At 35.2% G+C, this 17741-nt stretch carries 16 protein-coding genes and 1 tRNA gene; 15 read left to right on the top strand and 2 right to left on the bottom strand.

The genetic code is table 11. The features are described from left to right. Positions 1-27 precede the first annotated feature (27 nt). The 8 genes from ACKJXD_RS00340 to ACKJXD_RS00305 all read left to right on the top strand — a co-directional run bounded on the left by ACKJXD_RS00340 (position 28) and on the right by ACKJXD_RS00305 (position 5922). On the top strand, positions 28-363 hold the full coding sequence (locus tag ACKJXD_RS00340; protein WP_430875199.1) for a phage baseplate plug family protein: 336 nt from the start codon (positions 28-30) through the stop codon (positions 361-363). Next, positions 338-1174 carry a phage protein gene (locus ACKJXD_RS00335; protein ID WP_430875198.1) on the top strand — a complete coding sequence of 279 codons (837 nt, stop codon included), beginning with the start codon at positions 338-340 and terminating at the stop codon, positions 1172-1174. Before ACKJXD_RS00340 ends, ACKJXD_RS00335 begins: the two co-directional genes overlap by 26 nt. Positions 1175-1344: 170 nt before the next feature. Next, on the top strand, positions 1345-2019 hold the full coding sequence (locus tag ACKJXD_RS00330; protein WP_220215236.1) for a Gp138 family membrane-puncturing spike protein: 675 nt from the start codon (positions 1345-1347) through the stop codon (positions 2017-2019). Continuing rightward, the gene (locus ACKJXD_RS00325; protein WP_220215235.1) at positions 2009-2374 is read left to right on the top strand and encodes a hypothetical protein; all 366 of its coding nucleotides are present in this window, start codon (positions 2009-2011) and stop codon (positions 2372-2374) included. Before ACKJXD_RS00330 ends, ACKJXD_RS00325 begins: the two co-directional genes overlap by 11 nt. Continuing rightward, positions 2355-3476: a baseplate J/gp47 family protein gene (locus ACKJXD_RS00320; protein ID WP_430875197.1), complete on the top strand. Its 1122-nt coding sequence runs from the start codon at positions 2355-2357 to the stop codon at positions 3474-3476. Before ACKJXD_RS00325 ends, ACKJXD_RS00320 begins: the two co-directional genes overlap by 20 nt. Then, positions 3469-4125, top strand: a complete 657-nt coding sequence (locus ACKJXD_RS00315) for a DUF2612 domain-containing protein (protein WP_430875196.1) — start codon at positions 3469-3471, stop codon at positions 4123-4125. Before ACKJXD_RS00320 ends, ACKJXD_RS00315 begins: the two co-directional genes overlap by 8 nt. A 125-nt stretch (positions 4126-4250) precedes the next feature. Then, positions 4251-5303: a phage tail protein gene (locus ACKJXD_RS00310; protein WP_430875195.1), complete on the top strand. Its 1053-nt coding sequence runs from the start codon at positions 4251-4253 to the stop codon at positions 5301-5303. A 10-nt stretch (positions 5304-5313) separates the two neighbouring features. Beyond that, complete coding sequence (locus ACKJXD_RS00305; protein ID WP_430875194.1) at positions 5314-5922, top strand: tail fiber assembly protein; 609 nt, start codon at positions 5314-5316, stop codon at positions 5920-5922. Between the two features lie 1021 nt (positions 5923-6943). Here the strand turns inward: ACKJXD_RS00305 and ACKJXD_RS00300 are convergent. Continuing rightward, positions 6944-7020: transfer RNA gene (locus tag ACKJXD_RS00300), tRNA-Val, on the bottom strand. Between the two features lie 235 nt (positions 7021-7255). Between ACKJXD_RS00300 and recQ the strand changes: the two genes are divergently transcribed. The 7 genes from recQ (at position 7256) to ruvB (ending at position 16469) form a co-directional block, all read left to right on the top strand. Beyond that, the gene (gene recQ, locus ACKJXD_RS00295) at positions 7256-9085 is read left to right on the top strand and encodes a DNA helicase RecQ (protein ID WP_430875193.1); all 1830 of its coding nucleotides are present in this window, start codon (positions 7256-7258) and stop codon (positions 9083-9085) included. 115 nt (positions 9086-9200) lie between these two features. Further along, positions 9201-10427 (top strand): hypothetical protein, encoded by a 1227-nt coding sequence (locus ACKJXD_RS00290; RefSeq protein ID WP_430875386.1) that lies wholly within the window; start codon positions 9201-9203, stop codon positions 10425-10427. A 142-nt stretch (positions 10428-10569) separates the two neighbouring features. After that, positions 10570-11748 (top strand): M20 family metallopeptidase, encoded by a 1179-nt coding sequence (locus ACKJXD_RS00285; protein ID WP_220215226.1) that lies wholly within the window; start codon positions 10570-10572, stop codon positions 11746-11748. Positions 11749-12069: 321 nt separating this feature from the next. Continuing rightward, entirely contained in the window at positions 12070-14196 is a 2127-nt protein-coding gene (dnaX, locus tag ACKJXD_RS00280) for a DNA polymerase III subunit gamma/tau (protein WP_430875192.1), read from the top strand. A gap of 32 nt (positions 14197-14228) precedes the next feature. Continuing rightward, positions 14229-14567, top strand: a complete 339-nt coding sequence (locus ACKJXD_RS00275; RefSeq protein ID WP_220215224.1) for a YbaB/EbfC family nucleoid-associated protein — start codon at positions 14229-14231, stop codon at positions 14565-14567. Between the two features lie 274 nt (positions 14568-14841). Next, positions 14842-15450, top strand: a complete 609-nt coding sequence (gene ruvA, locus ACKJXD_RS00270) for a Holliday junction branch migration protein RuvA (RefSeq protein WP_430875191.1) — start codon at positions 14842-14844, stop codon at positions 15448-15450. A gap of 14 nt (positions 15451-15464) precedes the next feature. Continuing rightward, a complete protein-coding gene (ruvB, locus tag ACKJXD_RS00265; RefSeq protein ID WP_294828003.1) occupies positions 15465-16469 on the top strand; it encodes a Holliday junction branch migration DNA helicase RuvB in 1005 nt (334 codons plus the stop codon). Positions 16470-16551: 82 nt separating this feature from the next. Here the strand turns inward: ruvB and cysK are convergent, their stop codons facing one another. Next, the gene (gene cysK / locus ACKJXD_RS00260) at positions 16552-17517 is read right to left on the bottom strand and encodes a cysteine synthase A (protein ID WP_294828006.1); all 966 of its coding nucleotides are present in this window, start codon (positions 17515-17517) and stop codon (positions 16552-16554) included. Positions 17518-17741: the final 224 nt, after the last annotated feature.

Genomic DNA, 17741 nt, shown 5'->3' with positions numbered 1-17741 from the left:
AATTGGTGGAAATTTGAGAGATTAAGTATGTACGTTATTCAAACAACCAGTGATGATGTTTTAGAACAATCATTTTCGTTATATGATATGAATTTACGTTTAACATTGAGATTTAATGCTGTTTCAATAGGATATCAATTTGATTTGTTTGATATTGATAATGATAAATACATTACCCAAAATAAAGGTTTGTCTGTAAGTAGTCCTGCTCTTATTGAGTTTGATACACCTTTTGTTTTAGTACTTTATGACAAATCAGGATTAGGAATTAATGCAATATCTAAAGGTGACTTAAACAATCGTATGCAATTACTAATCATGACGAAGGAAGAGTATCGTGAAGCAATTTGGTCGAATTCTTGAACTTAAAATAGGCAATCGGAAAGAATGTGTAATTATTAATAACCTTAGAGTGACTTTTTCTATAAAAAAAACGTTATCTTCTGAACCTAATACAGGCGAAATATCAGTCTATAATCTTAATGATTCTAATCGTAATTTAATTACCAGTAAACAATATAATTATCTTGAACTGTCAGTTTGCTACAAAGAGGATATTCTTCGTTTAATCTTTTGTGGTGATATTCTTTCTGTTGAAAATAATCTATCTGGGCAGGATATCATCACCACCATGCGATGTGGTGATGGTCATCGAATATATACCGAAAAAACCATTTTCAAAACAATGGAAAAAGGGCAAAAGGATAAAGATATTGTAGAAGAAGTGCTGAAAAATTTAGGAATCCAAAAAGGTGAAATTGATCTTCCAAATGATAGGATTTTGCCCAGAGGTAAAGTTATGATGTGTGATACACGTGAAGTGATGCACAAAATAGCAATTAATAACAATGCCGATTGGTCTATACAAGATGATCAGTTAGTTGTTATTCCAGATAATAAAGCCTTAGCTAATAACGAGGGATGGGTCATATCAATGAATACCGGCATGATTGGTAGCCCCAAAAAAACCGATAATGGGTTGGAAGTTACCACGTTATGTAATCCTCATTATAAAATTGGGGCTCTTATTCGAGTGGAATCAAGGTTAACTGAATATAACGGTGACTATAAGATAGAATCTATTGAACATAATGGAGACTTATACGGAACTAATTGGCATAGTAAATTAGTTTGCATTAGTGGAAAATTTGAAAAGTCTTCATCTTCAAAATGATGATTATTGATAATAACATTATTACATACATTTCTATGATAGTTATGTAGCAACAGATGATAAAACTGACATCATTGTTTTCATAACAAAAAATACTCATTTCCCGATAAAAATTAAATCAAATCTCATCAAACCGCCTTTTGGCGGTTTTTTTATTGTCAGGAGAATATATGACAAATTCACTATTTCAAGCAATTGAGAATCAAATTAAACGGGCACAATCGAATATATATACTGCTTTACCAGCTAAAGTGATTTCTTTCGATGGTCATACGGTTAAATGTATCCCAATGATAAATAGAGTATTAGCAAATGGTGAAGAAATATCCATTCCCACATTGGTAGACGTACCAGCACAATTTCCTCATGCCGGCGGATATTGTATTACCGTACCAATTAAAGAAGGAGATGAAGGACTTGTAGTCTTTTCAAGCCGTTGCATCGATGGCTGGTTTGTCTCGGGCCAAGCTTCAAAACCACTTGATAATAGAATCAATGATTTGAGTGATGGTTTTTTTATTGTCGGATGCAATAGTATTCCAAATAAAATTCCTGATTTTTACCATAATGGCATATCCATGCAAACGGATGATGGTGAAACTTATATAAGGCTTACCAATGGAAAAATCTATATTAAGGGCGATATTGACCACGAGGGTAATAAACAGCAATTAGGCAACTACAATCAAATTGGTAGTTTTAGTCAGTCCAATGGTAATACATTTAGTTCTGGAATTATTACAGCCGAAGATGTCAAGACAAATAAAGGTATTGATTTAAATACACATACGCATATCGGTGTGAAAAGTGGTAACGAAACAACAGGAGTACCAAATGAAGGTTAGGGAACTCGATAAAAATCATGATTGGTCATTTGGATTAAGTCTGGCTAATTATTTAGATAAGTCTCAAGCAATTGCACAATGTGTTAAAACCAAATTACTTTCACTCAAAAATGATTGGTTTTTAAATCGTAATGATGGCATTGCATGGTTTGATTATCTGACGAAAAATCCAAATACAAGACAGTTAGAAATAGATGTAAAAACTGAGGTTTTTAAAGTTGATGGTGTCATAAGTATTGATAGTTTTGACATTCTATTAGACACAGATACACGTGAATTTCTAATCCAAATCAGTTACACCGATAAATATAACAATTCCAATGAGGCCTCATTTAATGTTACAGATAACAGATAAAGGAATTACTATTGATGATATTGATATCATCCAAAATCGTTTAGTAAAAGCATTTAAATCGATTTATGGTGAAAATGTTAATTTAGATAGTGATACGCCAGACGGACAATTACTGGGGTTATTTTCTCAAGAATTAACGAATATACATCAAGCAGTATCATTTATTGTTCAAATGCTAGATCCTTATCAAGCGACGGGTCAATGGCTAGAACAACGTGCTATGTATGCCGGTATAACTAGAATTAATGCTTCATATTCATATATTGATGAGGTGATATTCAGTGGAACACCAAATACTAGCATACCAAAAAATGCAATATATATTGATAGAAATAAAAACAAATGGCAATTAATGCAATCCATTACCCTCAATGAATTAGGGAGCGCTAGAGCCAAGTTTCAATCATTAGAACTGGGTCATTATAATGTTAATGCCTTTGAAACATTTACACCTAGTACCGTTATTATTGGTGTTGATAATGTCACAGCTAACACTTCAAGTTATGGTGGCGTTGATCAAGAAACTGATAGTCAACTTCTAAAGCGGTTTATGCTTTCTCATTCAATTAATAATTATGATGATCGCCAAGGTATTACAGCTGCCTTGAAAAATATTGTTGGTGTTAAAAAATGTAAGGTATATGAAAACTTTACCAATCAAACCGATGAAAAAGCGGTTCCTCCACACTCATTTAATGCTGTTGTTTTAGGCGGTTCAGATGAAAAAATAGCTGAGGTTATCACTAAGAAGAAAATCGGTGGATGTGGTTTACATGGCGAGATTGAAACTTTTTATAAGTTAGATGGAATTTTACGAAAAGTCTATTTTGATAGACCTAAAAAAATTAACATTAACGTATCAATGACATTAGGACGTTATCAAACGTTTAATGATATAAATGTTAATGAAATTAAAAGAAATTTGAGAGAGTTAGAATTTGATATTGGTGAAAATATTTATGCTTCACGGATTATATCTAACATTAATCTCGTCGACGGATTCTATATAAAAGAACTGACAGTAAACGGATCTAACATTGCTAACATTGGTTATCGTGACTATGCAGAAATAACAAATGTTGAGGTCTTGATCGATGGCTAGAGAAGACTTTTTAATTTGGCAATATCGAACAAAACCCAAAGCATTAGGTACAATTAAAGCCATTTTCAAAGAATCAGAAAATACCTTTCAAAATGTGATTCAAATTGGCGATATTCTAAGTATCAATGATGCAACTGGTTATGCACTAGATCTTGTCGGTCGTCATGTTGGGGTATCTAGAGTATTGCCAACCGCTATTGTCAGAGAATATTTTGGTTTTTTGTCTGATAAAACTGCGTTAGCTTTCGGTGATGGTGAGTTTTACCGATATGGTAACGCATTATTATCTTCAGTTGTGTTAAATGATAATGACTACCGTTTTTTCATAAAAGCTAAAATTACTAAAAATTATCAAACAGGAAAAATATCAAATATTGTCGAATCCATTAAATTTGTGATTGGTAATGATGGTAATGTAGTTGATTTACAAAATATGTCTATGAATATTCTTGTAAACAGTGATTATCTCAACTCCTTAACTTTATATGCAATCAGTAGAATGGACATATTAGTTCGTCCTATTGGTGTCATGTATCGTTATCTTGTGTTATCTAATAACCAACCATTCGGATTTGCTGCTGATGATCAATCATCTGCATTTAATTTTGGAAAATTTGTTCGACTTCAAGACATAGGAACTATTCAATGATTATACAAAAAAAACCAGATTATTTAATTTTTGCTGATTCTGCAAAAAAAGGGGAAAATATAGATTTTCCCGATGTAAGTAGAGGTTGGGGTATTACTATCGATCAAACTGCTTCGAAACCACCAATGGAATGGATGAACGGTGCATTTAATCGAATTGATAAAAACATACTATATTTGTTACAACAAGGCGTGCCAGAATGGAGTGAGTTAGTGACTTATCCAGAAAATGCTATTATAAAATATAATGGTGTTTTATATACAGCCATAGTTGAAAATGACAATGCAAAACCTTCCACGAATACAACAAAATGGAAAAAAACACAGGCTGACATTCCTAATGCTAGCATTACCCAAAATGGCATAGTTAAACTTAGCTCATCAACAAATAGCGAATCAGAAACGGAAGCGGCAACGCCTTTAGCTGTTAAAAAATCTAATGATAATGCGGTGAGGGCAAATAACAACGCTAACAATGCACTTAATAGAATAGGTGAAATTGCTGATAAATTCCAATCTAGTGGATTTGAATCACGAGTATATTCTCATGATAAGAGGTTTTATCTAATCGTTCGTGATGATGGCTTTGTTGGTATGTACAACACGGTTAGGGATGCACTGCCGTGGGGGTTCAATGAAGATGGTGTGCTTGGTGAGGGGTATGTTCCAGCTCACAGGGTGTTAAATCTAGAACAATATATTAGAAATTTTACATTGCCACCGGGCATACCTCTGCCCTGGCCTCAGGTTCATCCGCCAGCAGGCTGGTTTGAATGCAATGGCGCTCCAATTGATAGAAATAGATTTCCTAAATTAGCGTCTGCATACACATCTGGCTATTTACCAGACCTGCGTGGTGAGTTTATTCGGGGCTGGGATAATGGACGACGTGCAGACCCCGACCGAGTTATATTGAGCTGGCAAATAGATGCTATAAGAAATATTTGGGGAAGTATATATGGGACAAATAATCCAGCCCATGGATTTATTGGAGATGTAGTTTCAACCGGAGGAACATTTAGAGTGAATGGTGTAGGAAGAAAAAATGCACTACCCAACGATGGTCGTGTAACATGGGGATGTGAAGAAATTATTTTTGACCCTTCCATAGCTTCACCGATCTCTCATGATAACCATCCACGAAATATTGCATTTATGTATATAGTTAAAGCAGAATAGGAGATTTCAAATGAAGTATCAATTACAACCATCATTAGCAATTTTAGATGAAAATGGTTTTACAACGTTAGCTGGATGGGCAATTGTTTATAATACTGATGCTATAACCAAGGAATATTTGGGGGCAACATATCAATTTTTACCTGTTGGCGTTGGTTTGCCAGCCTTGGCATATTTAGACGCACCAAAAGAAGTAGACGATGATCATGCAATTGTACGTCAAAATGATAAATGGACATACCCTACAGATTATCGCGGTAAAAAAATCTATTCAATTGAAACAGGCGTAGAATTAACAGTAACAACAATCGGTAATATTCCAGATGGTTTTACCTTGTTAAAACCAAATTCCGAATTTGATAGCTGGAACGGCAAAAAATGGGTTTTAGATAAAGAAAAGCAACATCAATACGAGATAGCGATTGCTCAATCACAACTAACCCAATTACTCAATGACATTAATGAAGAAATCGGGTATTTACAAGATGCTGTTGATGCTGAGATAGCTACCGAACAACAAACGGAATTATTAAAAAAATTAAAAGGATATCGTTTTAAGTTAAATCAGATAGATGTCGATAAAGCTCCAAATATTGGATGGCCAGTAAAACCAGAGTAATAATCAATTGTTCTGGATAATTGTATTTGTTTTTTGTTTAAAACAATGCAGTTATCTGGAATATTTTTATTAATAAATAACATTGCTCCAATTTTTACATTGTTATCAATTATTATTTTACCATCAAGTGTCAGTGAATTTGCACCAATATAAATATTATTAACAATGATTCTCCCATCGGACGTGACTTTGTCCTATTGTCACATTTTGATGTATTGTCAGATTTCTCTAATAGTTACATTTTTATTTATTGTGATCGCAATTGGGTGGACTAGTGAAACATTTTTACCAATTCCTGCACCAAACATTATATCTATATCAAATTTACTAATTAATTTTGGTTGATTTTTTTTGCGACACTTCTTTGTTTATCATAAATTATATAAACACATTCCGTTAACTAAACGCACCAAAATAAATAAGCTTTTTGTTGTGATCGCGTTTTTAGATACTATTTTATTTCTCGGTAAATAGAAACGTCCTTACCAGAAGTTAACTCAACTTTCCACCACTCCTTCAAATGTTTCAAATTATGCTTTAATAAAAATTAATTATATGCATATACTCCATAAAACGATCCTAACCAATTAATAATATTAGTTTTGCATATCTAATGGATTAATAGATAAAAACTATCAATCTTCAACTTGCAATACTCTATTGTATCGCTAAGCATAACCAAATCAGCCATATCTTATTGCGATTTCTGTATTTGATAGAACACATAATTGTGATTATTTTGACAGTTGCTGAAACAGCTCTCACCTGATAGTTCGATTTCGTAATCATCAGGCACCATTTTGAGATAAATTGGTATGTGATAGTTTATTGTGATCATGTTATGAAAGTTTAATTAGTTTTATTCATCATAACTAATTTTTTTCTGCAGTGTGAATTGAAGTGAAAAGTTGGGAATTCGGCCGCAAAAATAATTTGCTAAAATTGGTATGAGTTTTACCCCAGCAAAAAAATTGATGTGAAATTGAATCCTTGTGAAGCCTTTTCGTATAAGGCTTTAGAATGGTACGCCCGGGTGGACTCGAACCACTGACCCCCACCATGTCAAGGTGATGCTCTAACCAACTGAGCTACGGGCGTAAATTTTAAACACGCAAATATTAGCTTCCAAATTGATTCCAAGCAAGTAAAAAAATTATTTTTTGGTTGTTTTTTCGGCTGTTGAACGTTTTTGATTATAAAAAATACAGGATTTGTTAGTTTTTATCACTGTAACAAATCTAAATTGAAAACAAATATCAGTTCAAGGTGGTTTGTTGCTTTATTTTTAGCTATACTCGATAAATTAACAGCAGTGATTTATTTTTAGGTTAGCATGTCGATAAAAGATCAGATTGATACAGTTTTGCATAATGTTTTTGGTTATAAATCTTTCCGAAATCAACAAAAAGAGATTATCGAATCAATTATCGATGGGCGTGACACATTAATTATTATTCCCACTGGTGGCGGAAAGTCGTTATGTTACCAAATTCCCGCTGTAATCTTACCTAAAACGGCAATCGTGGTTTCCCCCTTAATTTCGCTAATGAAAGATCAAGTAGATCAATTAGCCGCAAATGGTATTCCTGCTGCTTATCTAAATGGTTCTCAATCGTCATCCGAACAGCAAAATGTCATTGAACAATACCTTAATCATTCTATTAAGCTTTTATATATCTCACCAGAAAGATTGGCATTAGCGTATTTCCAAAGTTTAATCGAACAAAATCCCCCTTCTTTAATTGCAATTGATGAAGCTCATTGTATTTCACAATGGGGGCATGATTTTAGACCTGATTATCGGCAATTGGGACAACTTTCAGCACGTTTTCCTGGTGTACCGATTGTTGCTTTAACCGCAACTGCCGATAAAATGACTCAAGCGGATATTATTACCCAGTTAAATTTAGTGGATCCTTTAGTTGTCGTTCGTAGCTTTGATCGTCCAAATATCCGTTATACTGTTGTCGAAAAATATAATTTAACCGACCAAATTGTCTCTTTCATTGAAACCCAAAAAGGGAATAGCGGCATTATTTATTGTGCTAGTCGTTCAAAAGTAGAAGATATGACTACTAAACTTGCTGCACGGGGATTTTCCGTGGCTGCTTATCATGCAGGACTGACTAATCAACAACGCCAACAAGCACAAGAAGCTTTTTTGAAAGATGATATTCAAATTATTGTTGCAACCGTTGCTTTTGGGATGGGGATCAATAAACCGAATGTCCGTTTTGTTGTTCATGCCGATTGTCCACGCAGTATCGAGGCTTACTATCAAGAAACCGGGCGAGCAGGGCGTGACGGTGTACCTGCTGAAGTAATGCTACTGTTTAATGCCAATGATCTGGGCTGGTACCGACAACAGATTAGTGAAAAAATGGAAGGACAACATAAAGATGTTGAATTCCATAAAATCGATGCAATGCAATCATTTGCCCAAAGTTTAACTTGCCGTCGTATCGTTTTACTCAACTATTTTGGTGAACAACGACAAGAACCTTGTAATAACTGCGATATATGTCTTTATCCTCCTGAACATTATGATGGTTTAGTGGATGCGCAAAAAGTATTATCTTGTATATATCGTGTTGAGCAGCGCTATGGCGCGCAATATATTGCTGAAGTTTTACGAGGATCAAACCGATCGAAAATAAAAGAAAACGGACATGATCGTTTGTCTGTTTATGGTATTGGGAAAGAGCACTCTATCGACTATTGGCTTCATGTAATAAGGCAATTAATTTATCATGGCTATCTGATACAAAATATTGCTGCATATAATACCCTTCAATTGACAGAGCGTGCACGCAAAATATTGAAAGGAGAGATTGCATTATCCTTGGCTAAACCACGACTTGAAATTGTGAAGAAAAGCCGTTTAAATCGTTATGCAAGAGCAATAAATTTAACTACTATCTTATCTTATGAAGAGCGGATTTTATTTGGGTATCTTAAAAAATTACGTAAAGACATTGCCGATAGTGAAGATGTTCCACCCTATATTATTTTTAGTGATGCAACATTACTCGAAATGGTGCAAACGATGCCTGAAAGTAAACAACAATTACTCAATATTACCGGCGTTGGTAAAATTAAATTAGAAAAATATGGCAATCTTTTTCTGGATAAAATTAAAGAATATATGATTAACAATATATAATATAGAAACAATTTAAAAATAAACTTAGCATGATAATTATTTGTATGATCCAACAGGAAAAGTTAAATAATTAACAACCAATAAAATGGAGCTTTTTATGTCAACAATGAATGATATGTCTCAAATGCTTGCATTAGTATTATTGCTACTAATTCTTTATTTAGGCGATATCGTATCTACACGAACCAAAGCATGGGTGCCTTCAGTTTTTGTTTGTGCCGTGCTTTTCTTAGCAGGTTACTTCACTTTCTTCCCAAAAGATATTGTCGCTCGAGCAGGAATCCCCAAAGTCGTTGCTGTCATGTTTATGTATCTGTTAGTCGTTAACATGGGAACTTTACTTTCAGTTAGAGAATTACTGCGCCAATGGAAAACTATCGTTATTTCACTGTCAGGTATTGTCGGAATCATCATTGTGGTTGTGATCGTAGGATACTTATTTTTTGACTACAACACAGTTATTATTGCAATTCCGCCTTTAGTCGGGGGGATTGTTTCATCTATTATAATGGCAGGCGGTGCAACGAAAGCCGGTTTGCAAGATCTTGCCGTGTTCGCCATTATTATTTATGTCATGCAAGGCTTTATTGGTTATCCACTAACTTCAATCATGCTTAAACGTGAAGGACGAAGAGTGCTTAAAAAGTATCATGACGGTACATGGAATGCTTTAAATGATCCTAAGTCTACATCGAATAAGGAAGAAACCGAATCTAATGATGAACATCCAATGCCAAAAATGTTTGCGATGTTTTCAGCACGGTATAACACAACCTATTTTATTTTTTTACGAATTGCGATTATTGGCTTTTTTGCTTATTACGTGGCGAAAGTCTTGGATCCTATTATCAGTATAAGTCCATTTGTACTTTGTCTATTATTCGGTGTAATTGCCGCATCGTGTGGTTTTCTTGAACGTCATCCTTTAAAAAAGGCAGGTGGTTTTGGTTTAGCTGTCATGGGACTTATGCTGTTTATTTTTGACACATTAAGTCAAGCTACACCTGACATGCTAGTAAGATTAATTACGCCTCTGGTTGTCTTTATATTATCAGCTGTACTTGGTATGTTTATCTTTTCGCTTATTGCCGGAAAAATGCTAAACGTTAGTCGAGAAATGGCGTTTTCGATTGCACTAACAGCACTCTATGGGTTTCCTGCTGATTATATTATTACCAATGAAGTGATTAATAATTTAACCAAAAATGAAAAAGAAAAAGAGGTACTCACTCGTCATATGTTACCGCCTATGTTGATTGGTGGATTTATTTCAGTCACTATAGTGTCGGTTGTTTTAGCAGGCTTTATGGTCAATATGATAGTCGCACCTGCAACACAGTAAATGATAAATGTCTACAAGTTTGATGACAATTAATCGGATAACAAGATTTAAGAACAGTTTTTTGTAACTATCTTCTTAATATGTTTTCAATATCAAACGCATTAATTTTGATGGACTAAATAACAAGAACAAAGGTAGTAAAATGATAAATCAAGATATTAAAAAGATAGTACAACAAAATATAAAAGAAATGGTTGCTTTTCGCCGTGATTTGCATCGTCACCCAGAATTACCGTGGGAAGAATTCAGAACGACAGATAAAATTGCAGAGCAGCTCGATAAAATTGGCATTCCTTATCGCCGTACAGAGCCAACCGGTATTATTGCCGATATTCAAGGTGGAAAACCGGGTAATAGGATTTTATTAAGAGCCGATATCGATGCGTTACCAGTGCAAGAGTTAAGCGACAATATTGATTACAAATCAACCATAAACGGGAAGATGCATGCTTGTGGACATGACACGCATGCAGCCATGCTACTGACTGCGGCAAAAGCGCTTTATGCAATACGTGATCAACTAAAGGGTAATGTGAGACTAGTTTTTCAGCCTGCTGAAGAGATCGCACAAGGTGCAAAAGGCATGATTAAACAAGGTGTATTAGATGATGTGGATACCGCTTTTGGTATGCATATCTGGTCACAAACACCTGTCGGAAAAGTATCCTGTGTGGTAGGTTCAAGTTTTGCTTCTGCCGATTTGCTCACAGTCCGTTTCAAAGGAAAGGGCGGGCATGGCTCGATGCCTCACGACACGGTTGATGCTGTCATGGTGGCATCTTCATTTGTGATGAACATACAATCTATTGTCTCTCGCGAAGTGTCTCCGCTTACCCCGGCGGTGGTCACTATAGGAAAAATGGATGTCGGTACTCGTTTTAATGTCATTGCGGAAAATGCGGTTTTAGAAGGTACGGTTCGCTGTTTTAGTGTTGAAGTGCGAAATAAAATCGAAGATGCTATTCGCCGTTACGCCAATCAAGTCGCTGCAATGTATCGTGCAACCGCTGAAGTAGAATACATTTATGGTACGTTACCCGTCATTAATGATGAACAATCTGCGCTTTTAGCACAGAAAGTCATCGTTGAATCGTTTGGTGAAGAAGCCCTTTATTTTGAGCCACCAACAACTGGCGGTGAAGACTTCAGTTTTTATACTGAAAACATTCCCGGTGCATTTGCATTAGTGGGTTCGGGGAATCCTGAAAAAGATACACAGTGGCCACATCACCATGGTTGTTTTAATGTTGATGAGGACGGCATGACAATGGGCGCAGAATTTTACGCACAATATGCTTGGTCATATTTGAATCAACAATAATTATGAATAATCCAACCATTATGTGATCGAAATAATGGTTGGGATTTATCTAGACAATATTCAAATTTTCCACTCCCCACCATTTAATTTGTATTTGTATTAATGCAAATATTACTCTATATCCAAACAAGCTAAATTCAGTTTATTCTTATCGTTAATTTCTTATTGAAAACTAGTCACATAAACAAGATTAATAATACATATCACGTAGACCAACACTAAATAAAGCAATTGTAAATAGTTTATTGTCATCTTAAAGACTAATTTTACGCTTTATGATATTATTGATGCCAAATTGATTAGTTATACGCAATGGTGAATATGAGTTATCAAGTTCTGGCACGCAAATGGCGACCAAAATCATTTACTGAAGTAGTAGGGCAACAGCATGTCCTCAAAATTCTATCAAATGCACTTTCGCTAGGTCGGGTTCATCATGCTTATCTATTTTCAGGCACGCGCGGTGTTGGGAAAACCTCTATTGCTCGTTTACTTGCTAAAGGCTTAAACTGCGAAAGTGGGATTACAGCCACTCCTTGTGGAGAGTGTGATAATTGCCGTGATATTGAGCAAGGCAGATTTGTCGATCTTTTAGAAATTGATGCCGCTTCACGAACTAAAGTTGAAGATACACGTGAAATATTAGATAACATCCAATACTTACCAACCAAAGGGCGCTTTAAAGTCTATTTAATTGATGAAGTGCACATGTTATCTCGTAGCAGTTTTAATGCCTTGCTAAAAACATTAGAAGAACCACCTGAACATGTCAAATTTTTGTTGGCAACAACCGATCCGCAAAAGTTACCGATTACCATATTATCACGCTGTCTACATTTGCATTTAAATGTGCTAGATACTTCGCTTATATCTGAACAGCTTTCTCACATTTTGCAGCTAGAAAAAATTGAATTTGAGCCGAAGGCGATTCAATTATTAGCTAAAGCGGCTAATGGTAGTATGCGAGATGCCTTAAGTTTAACCGATCAAGCTATCGCTCTAGGTAATGGCGTTGTTGATGCGCAATCAGTCAGCGTTATGTTAGGGACACTGGATAAAACAATTCCTTTTTTATTGGTTGAGGCACTTTATCAAAATGATGGTAATGCTTTGATGCAACAAATTGAAGCGGCAGCAACACAAGGGGTAGATTGGGATAGTCTACTTGCAGAAACTATTACGCTTTTGCATCAAATCGCTTTATTACAAATTGTTCCAACTGCATTGGGTGATTATACCGATAATGAAGAACGAATTCGTTTTCTAGCACAATATATTGCACCGAATGATATACAATTATTTTATCAAATATTATTGATGGGTCGTAAGGAGTTGGCTTATTCACCTGACAAAAAAATAGGTGTTGAGATGAGCTTTCTAAGAGCGTTAGCATTTCAACCCAAGACTAATGGTAACAGTACCTTAGTATCAAATACAAATTCAACGGTTCAGGCGCCGCAGCCATCAAAGCCTTTACCTATTCAAGCATCAGCTAGTAAGAGTGACATATCAAACGCTACATCTGATTCGATGAGTAATGTACCGCCCGTGACTGATATTCATCAAAAATCAGCATTCGGTTCACCACAATCAGTGCCTAATCTTCATCAAGCAGGGCCAGAAAAAACATCACGTATTGAGAGTAACTCGCAATCAGAAATAAAACATTCTCAAAATAGTCCTCAACAATCGGCTAAACAAGATATGCCGATTCCTGATGACGTTTCTTCAGTGACCAAAAGCATTTTAGAAATGCGGATGCAATTAATACAAGAGGAAAAGAATAAAAAAAAGTCTGAATTGGTTGAGAAAAATCAACCAAACGAAGCAAGTATTAATGCACCATTAAGGCATGTCACTGATAATAATCTACCATTGAAGCAAAATGAAAAGAGCTTAGCTAAATCTGATGAAGAGCAAATTACTGCTGAAAATTATCAATGGCAGTCATGTGGACTAATTGAAACTAAAGATGAATTAGTCATTGATACGAAAAGCTTTCGCGAATCATTAAATGGTGATAAAACGCCCGAAATGATAAAAAAATTAATTGATGAAATGGTGCAAAAAGACGCATGGTGTGCGGAGATTGAGAAACTGGATATTGCGCCTTTAATTAACCAAATTGCGATAAATAGCTATATCGAACAAATTGATGATGAAAATATTGTTTTACATTTGCGATCGGCAGTAAAACATCTCGTAAATTCATCAGCAAATATTTCAAAATTAGAAAAAGCGATGTCAAGTTATCGACAAAAACCATTAAAAATTAACGTTATCATTGATGATAACCAAAATATTAAAACACCTTCAGAAATGCGTGAAGACCTTTATCAACAAAAACTTGCGCAGGCTAAAATAACGATTAATCAAGATCCAAAAGTCGCGATGATTTGTCAATATTTTGAAGCCAAGATTGATGAAACAAGTATTCGTCCTGTATAATCAAGGACTAAATTTTTTAAAGAGGAATAATTATGTTTTCAGGTGGAAAAGGCGGTTTGGGTAATTTAATGAAACAAGCCCAGCAGATGCAAGCAAAAATGCAACAGGCTCAAGAAGAAATCGCCAAATTAGAAGTAACAGGTGAATCTGGTGCTGGCATTGTCAAAGTTACAATTAATGGCGCACATAGCTGTAAACGCATTGAAATCGATCCTTCATTATTGAATGAAGATGATAAAGAAATGTTAGAAGATCTCATTGCAGCTGCTTTTAATGATGCTACTCGCCGGTTAGATGAAGCTCAAAAAGAGAGAATGTCACAAGTTACGGGCGGAATGCAATTACCACCAGGTTTTAAAATGCCTTTTTAATACAGCTAATTTTAATACAGTTAACTTATTATTCGTGCTTCATATTTTGCCGAACTTATCGGCAAAATTTCTTACTCATTGCCTGTCTATTTATACAGTTTTTTCTTTATTATTTTCATTCCATCAGGTAAACTAATCGACAATAATTAATATATTCAATATCAATGGCGACATTCAATGTTTTCAATAAGTTGAATTTACTTGAGAATTCATTAATTTCTGTTGTTTTTATGTCATTGATAATGCTAATAACACTCAATATTAAGGATAAATTGTGATAGGTCGTTTACGTGGGATCATTATAGAAAAACAGCCACCTAAAGTGCTCATTGATGTGGGTGGTGTCGGTTACAATGTTTTTATGCCAATGACCTGTTTTTATGAATTGCCGAATAATGGTCAAGAAGTTATCGTTCTCACGCATTTGATTGTTCGTGAAGATGCGCAATTATTATATGGGTTTAATCATGAACAAGAACGAGAATTGTTTCGTGAATTAATTAAAGTTAATGGTGTTGGACCGAAATTAGCATTAGCAATATTGTCAGGAATGTCAGCTAAACAGTTTATTGTGGCTGTTGAACAAAGTGAAATTAAAACATTGGTTAAATTACCCGGTGTAGGCACTAAAACAGCTGAGCGATTAATAGTGGAGATGAAAGACCGTGTTAAACGCTTCGGTGAAGAATTATCTGATTCAATGACCATAATAGAAACTGGTAATATCAAAAAATCCTCAAATCAAATTGAAAGTGAAGCTGTTTCAGCTCTTATTGCTTTAGGCTATAAACCACAAGAAGCAAGCCGTATCATCAGTAAAGTTATTAAACCTGAAATGGATTGTGAAACGCTTATACGTGAAGCATTAAAATCTGCGTTATAAAATAGGTAAGCATTATGATTGAAGCGGATCGTCTAATAGCACCACAAGCTCAAAAAGAAGAAGAGTCTTTAGATCGTGCAATTCGCCCAAAGTATTTAGATGAATATATTGGTCAACCCCATGTACGTGAGCAAATGAAAATTTTTATTCAAGCTGCAAAACAGCGATGTGATGCTCTCGATCATGTTCTTATTTTTGGTCCTCCAGGATTGGGCAAAACTACCTTAGCAAATATTGTTGCTAATGAGATGAATGTCAATTTGCGTACTACCTCAGGCCCAGTTTTAGAAAAAGCGGGGGATCTCGCTGCCATGTTAACCAATTTAGAGCCTAATGATGTCCTTTTTATCGATGAAATTCATCGATTATCACCTGTCGTTGAAGAAATTTTATATCCAGCAATGGAAGATTATCAATTAGACATTATGATTGGCGAAGGACCAGCTGCGCGTTCAATTAAAATCGATCTCCCACCTTTTACCCTTATTGGTGCAACAACAAGAGCAGGTTCATTAACATCACCTTTGCGTGATCGATTTGGAATCGTACAACGCCTTGAATTTTATCGTGTCGAAGATCTGGAATATATTGTTAGTCGAAGTGCAAAATTTTTGGGTATGGATTTATCCTGTGAAGGGGCTCATTTAATCGCTAAACGTTCACGTGGTACCCCTCGAATAGCTAACCGTTTATTACGCCGGGTTAGAGATTATGCTGATGTTAAATCAAAAGGTATTATTGATGAAAAAATAGCAACCCAAGCACTCGATATGCTCGATGTCGATAATGAAGGCTTTGATTATATGGATCGTAAATTACTGCTAGCTATTATTGAAAAATTTATGGGTGGTCCAGTTGGTTTAGATAATATTGCTGCTGCAATTGGTGAAGAGCGAGAAACGATTGAAGATGTGCTTGAGCCTTTTTTAATTCAACAAGGTTATATTCAAAGAACACCACGTGGCAGAATTGCAACACCGCATGCATATCGACACTTTGGTATTATTCAAGAATCATAATGTGTTAATCAATTTAAATTGTTATAAAATCTTCAAATCAAGTTGATTAAATACCGTCATTTGACGGTATTTTTATTCTAAATCATCCCAATTCTTTTTCGGTAAAAATCCCGCTAAATAGATCAGTACTTAAATAGCGTTCACCCGATGAAGGTAAAATTACCACAATGGTTTTATTGGTATTTTCTGGTAATTTAGCCAACCGGTCAGCGGCAAAAACTGCTGCCCCTGAAGAGATTCCTGCCAAAATTCCTTCCTTTTCCATCAGTATGCGCGCAGTTTCGATGGCTTCTTCATTCGATACTTTTTCAACTAAATCGATTAAACTCAAATCGAGGTTTGCTGGAATAAAACCAGCCCCGATACCTTGAATTTTATGTGGACCTGGTTTAAGTGGTTCACCAGCAAGTGCTTGAGTAATTACAGGTGACTGGCTTGGTTCGACGGCAACCGCTGTAATATTTCGACCTTGGGTATTTTTGATATATCGTGTTACCCCCGTGAATGTACCGCCTGTTCCCACTCCTGCTACAAAAATATCCACTTTTCCATCGGTATCCAGCCAAATTTCAGGCCCGGTTGTTTTTTCATGAATTTCTGGATTTGCTGGATTACTGAATTGTTGTAACATGATATTGCGTTTGGGATTACTCGCAACAATTTCCTCTGCCTTTTCAATAGCACCCTTCATCCCTTTGCTTGCTTCAGTTAAAACTAAATTAGCACCTAATGCTTTTAATAATTTTCGTCGCTCAATGCTCATGCTTTCAGGCATGGTTAAAGTTAACTTATAACCTCGTGCAGCTGCAACAGCTGCTAATGCTATCCCTGTGTTCCCACTGGTTGGTTCAATTAATTCAACATTAGAAGTTAATAAACCACGCTTTTCTGCATCCCAAATCATATTTGATGCAATACGACATTTTACACTAAAACTGGGATTACGAGATTCCACCTTGGCTAAAATATTACCATGACCAAAATGTTTTAAGCGAACAAGTGGCGTATAGCCAATAGTTTGAGAATTATCATCAAAGATTTTACTCATAAATGAATCCTTTTAAGTGACTTTGGATAAGGGGTAGCGTTTATTATCTATTGCTAAGCTTTTTAGTATTATAAAGATTACTGAAAAAGATGATACTAATTATTAATTATAACAATATTCATTTTAGCTATAAGTTTTCTAGAATAAATATTGTAATCAAATAAAAACTTTAAAAAGTGAGTTTGCATAATGTCGGTCTGACTTTGGTGGTTTTGATCATAGGA

It is taken from the genome of Gilliamella sp. G0441 (assembly GCF_050589305.1).
In the GTDB taxonomy this organism is placed as follows: Bacteria; Pseudomonadota; Gammaproteobacteria; order Enterobacterales; family Orbaceae; genus Gilliamella.
Note: the sequence above shows the minus strand (reverse complement) of the source record. Positions and strands in the feature narration are given on the sequence as shown.

What these genes read in the sequence shown, in the direction of transcription:
- ruvB (WP_294828003.1), top strand. Translation starts at nt 15,465, where the DNA reads ATGATTGAAGCGGATCGTCTAATAGCACCACAAGCTCAAAAAGAAGAA.
- ACKJXD_RS00320 (WP_430875197.1), top strand. Translation starts at nt 2,355, where the DNA reads ATGTTACAGATAACAGATAAAGGAATTACTATTGATGATATTGATATC.
- dnaX (WP_430875192.1), top strand. Translation starts at nt 12,070, where the DNA reads ATGAGTTATCAAGTTCTGGCACGCAAATGGCGACCAAAATCATTTACT.
- ACKJXD_RS00325 (WP_220215235.1), top strand. Translation starts at nt 2,009, where the DNA reads ATGAAGGTTAGGGAACTCGATAAAAATCATGATTGGTCATTTGGATTA.
- ACKJXD_RS00305 (WP_430875194.1), top strand. Translation starts at nt 5,314, where the DNA reads ATGAAGTATCAATTACAACCATCATTAGCAATTTTAGATGAAAATGGT.
- ACKJXD_RS00340 (WP_430875199.1), top strand. Translation starts at nt 28, where the DNA reads ATGTACGTTATTCAAACAACCAGTGATGATGTTTTAGAACAATCATTT.
- ACKJXD_RS00285 (WP_220215226.1), top strand. Translation starts at nt 10,570, where the DNA reads ATGATAAATCAAGATATTAAAAAGATAGTACAACAAAATATAAAAGAA.
- cysK (WP_294828006.1), bottom strand. Translation starts at nt 17,517, where the DNA reads ATGAGTAAAATCTTTGATGATAATTCTCAAACTATTGGCTATACGCCA.
- ACKJXD_RS00290 (WP_430875386.1), top strand. Translation starts at nt 9,201, where the DNA reads ATGTCTCAAATGCTTGCATTAGTATTATTGCTACTAATTCTTTATTTA.
- recQ (WP_430875193.1), top strand. Translation starts at nt 7,256, where the DNA reads ATGTCGATAAAAGATCAGATTGATACAGTTTTGCATAATGTTTTTGGT.
- ACKJXD_RS00315 (WP_430875196.1), top strand. Translation starts at nt 3,469, where the DNA reads ATGGCTAGAGAAGACTTTTTAATTTGGCAATATCGAACAAAACCCAAA.
- ACKJXD_RS00310 (WP_430875195.1), top strand. Translation starts at nt 4,251, where the DNA reads ATGGAATGGATGAACGGTGCATTTAATCGAATTGATAAAAACATACTA.
- ACKJXD_RS00330 (WP_220215236.1), top strand. Translation starts at nt 1,345, where the DNA reads ATGACAAATTCACTATTTCAAGCAATTGAGAATCAAATTAAACGGGCA.
- ACKJXD_RS00275 (WP_220215224.1), top strand. Translation starts at nt 14,229, where the DNA reads ATGTTTTCAGGTGGAAAAGGCGGTTTGGGTAATTTAATGAAACAAGCC.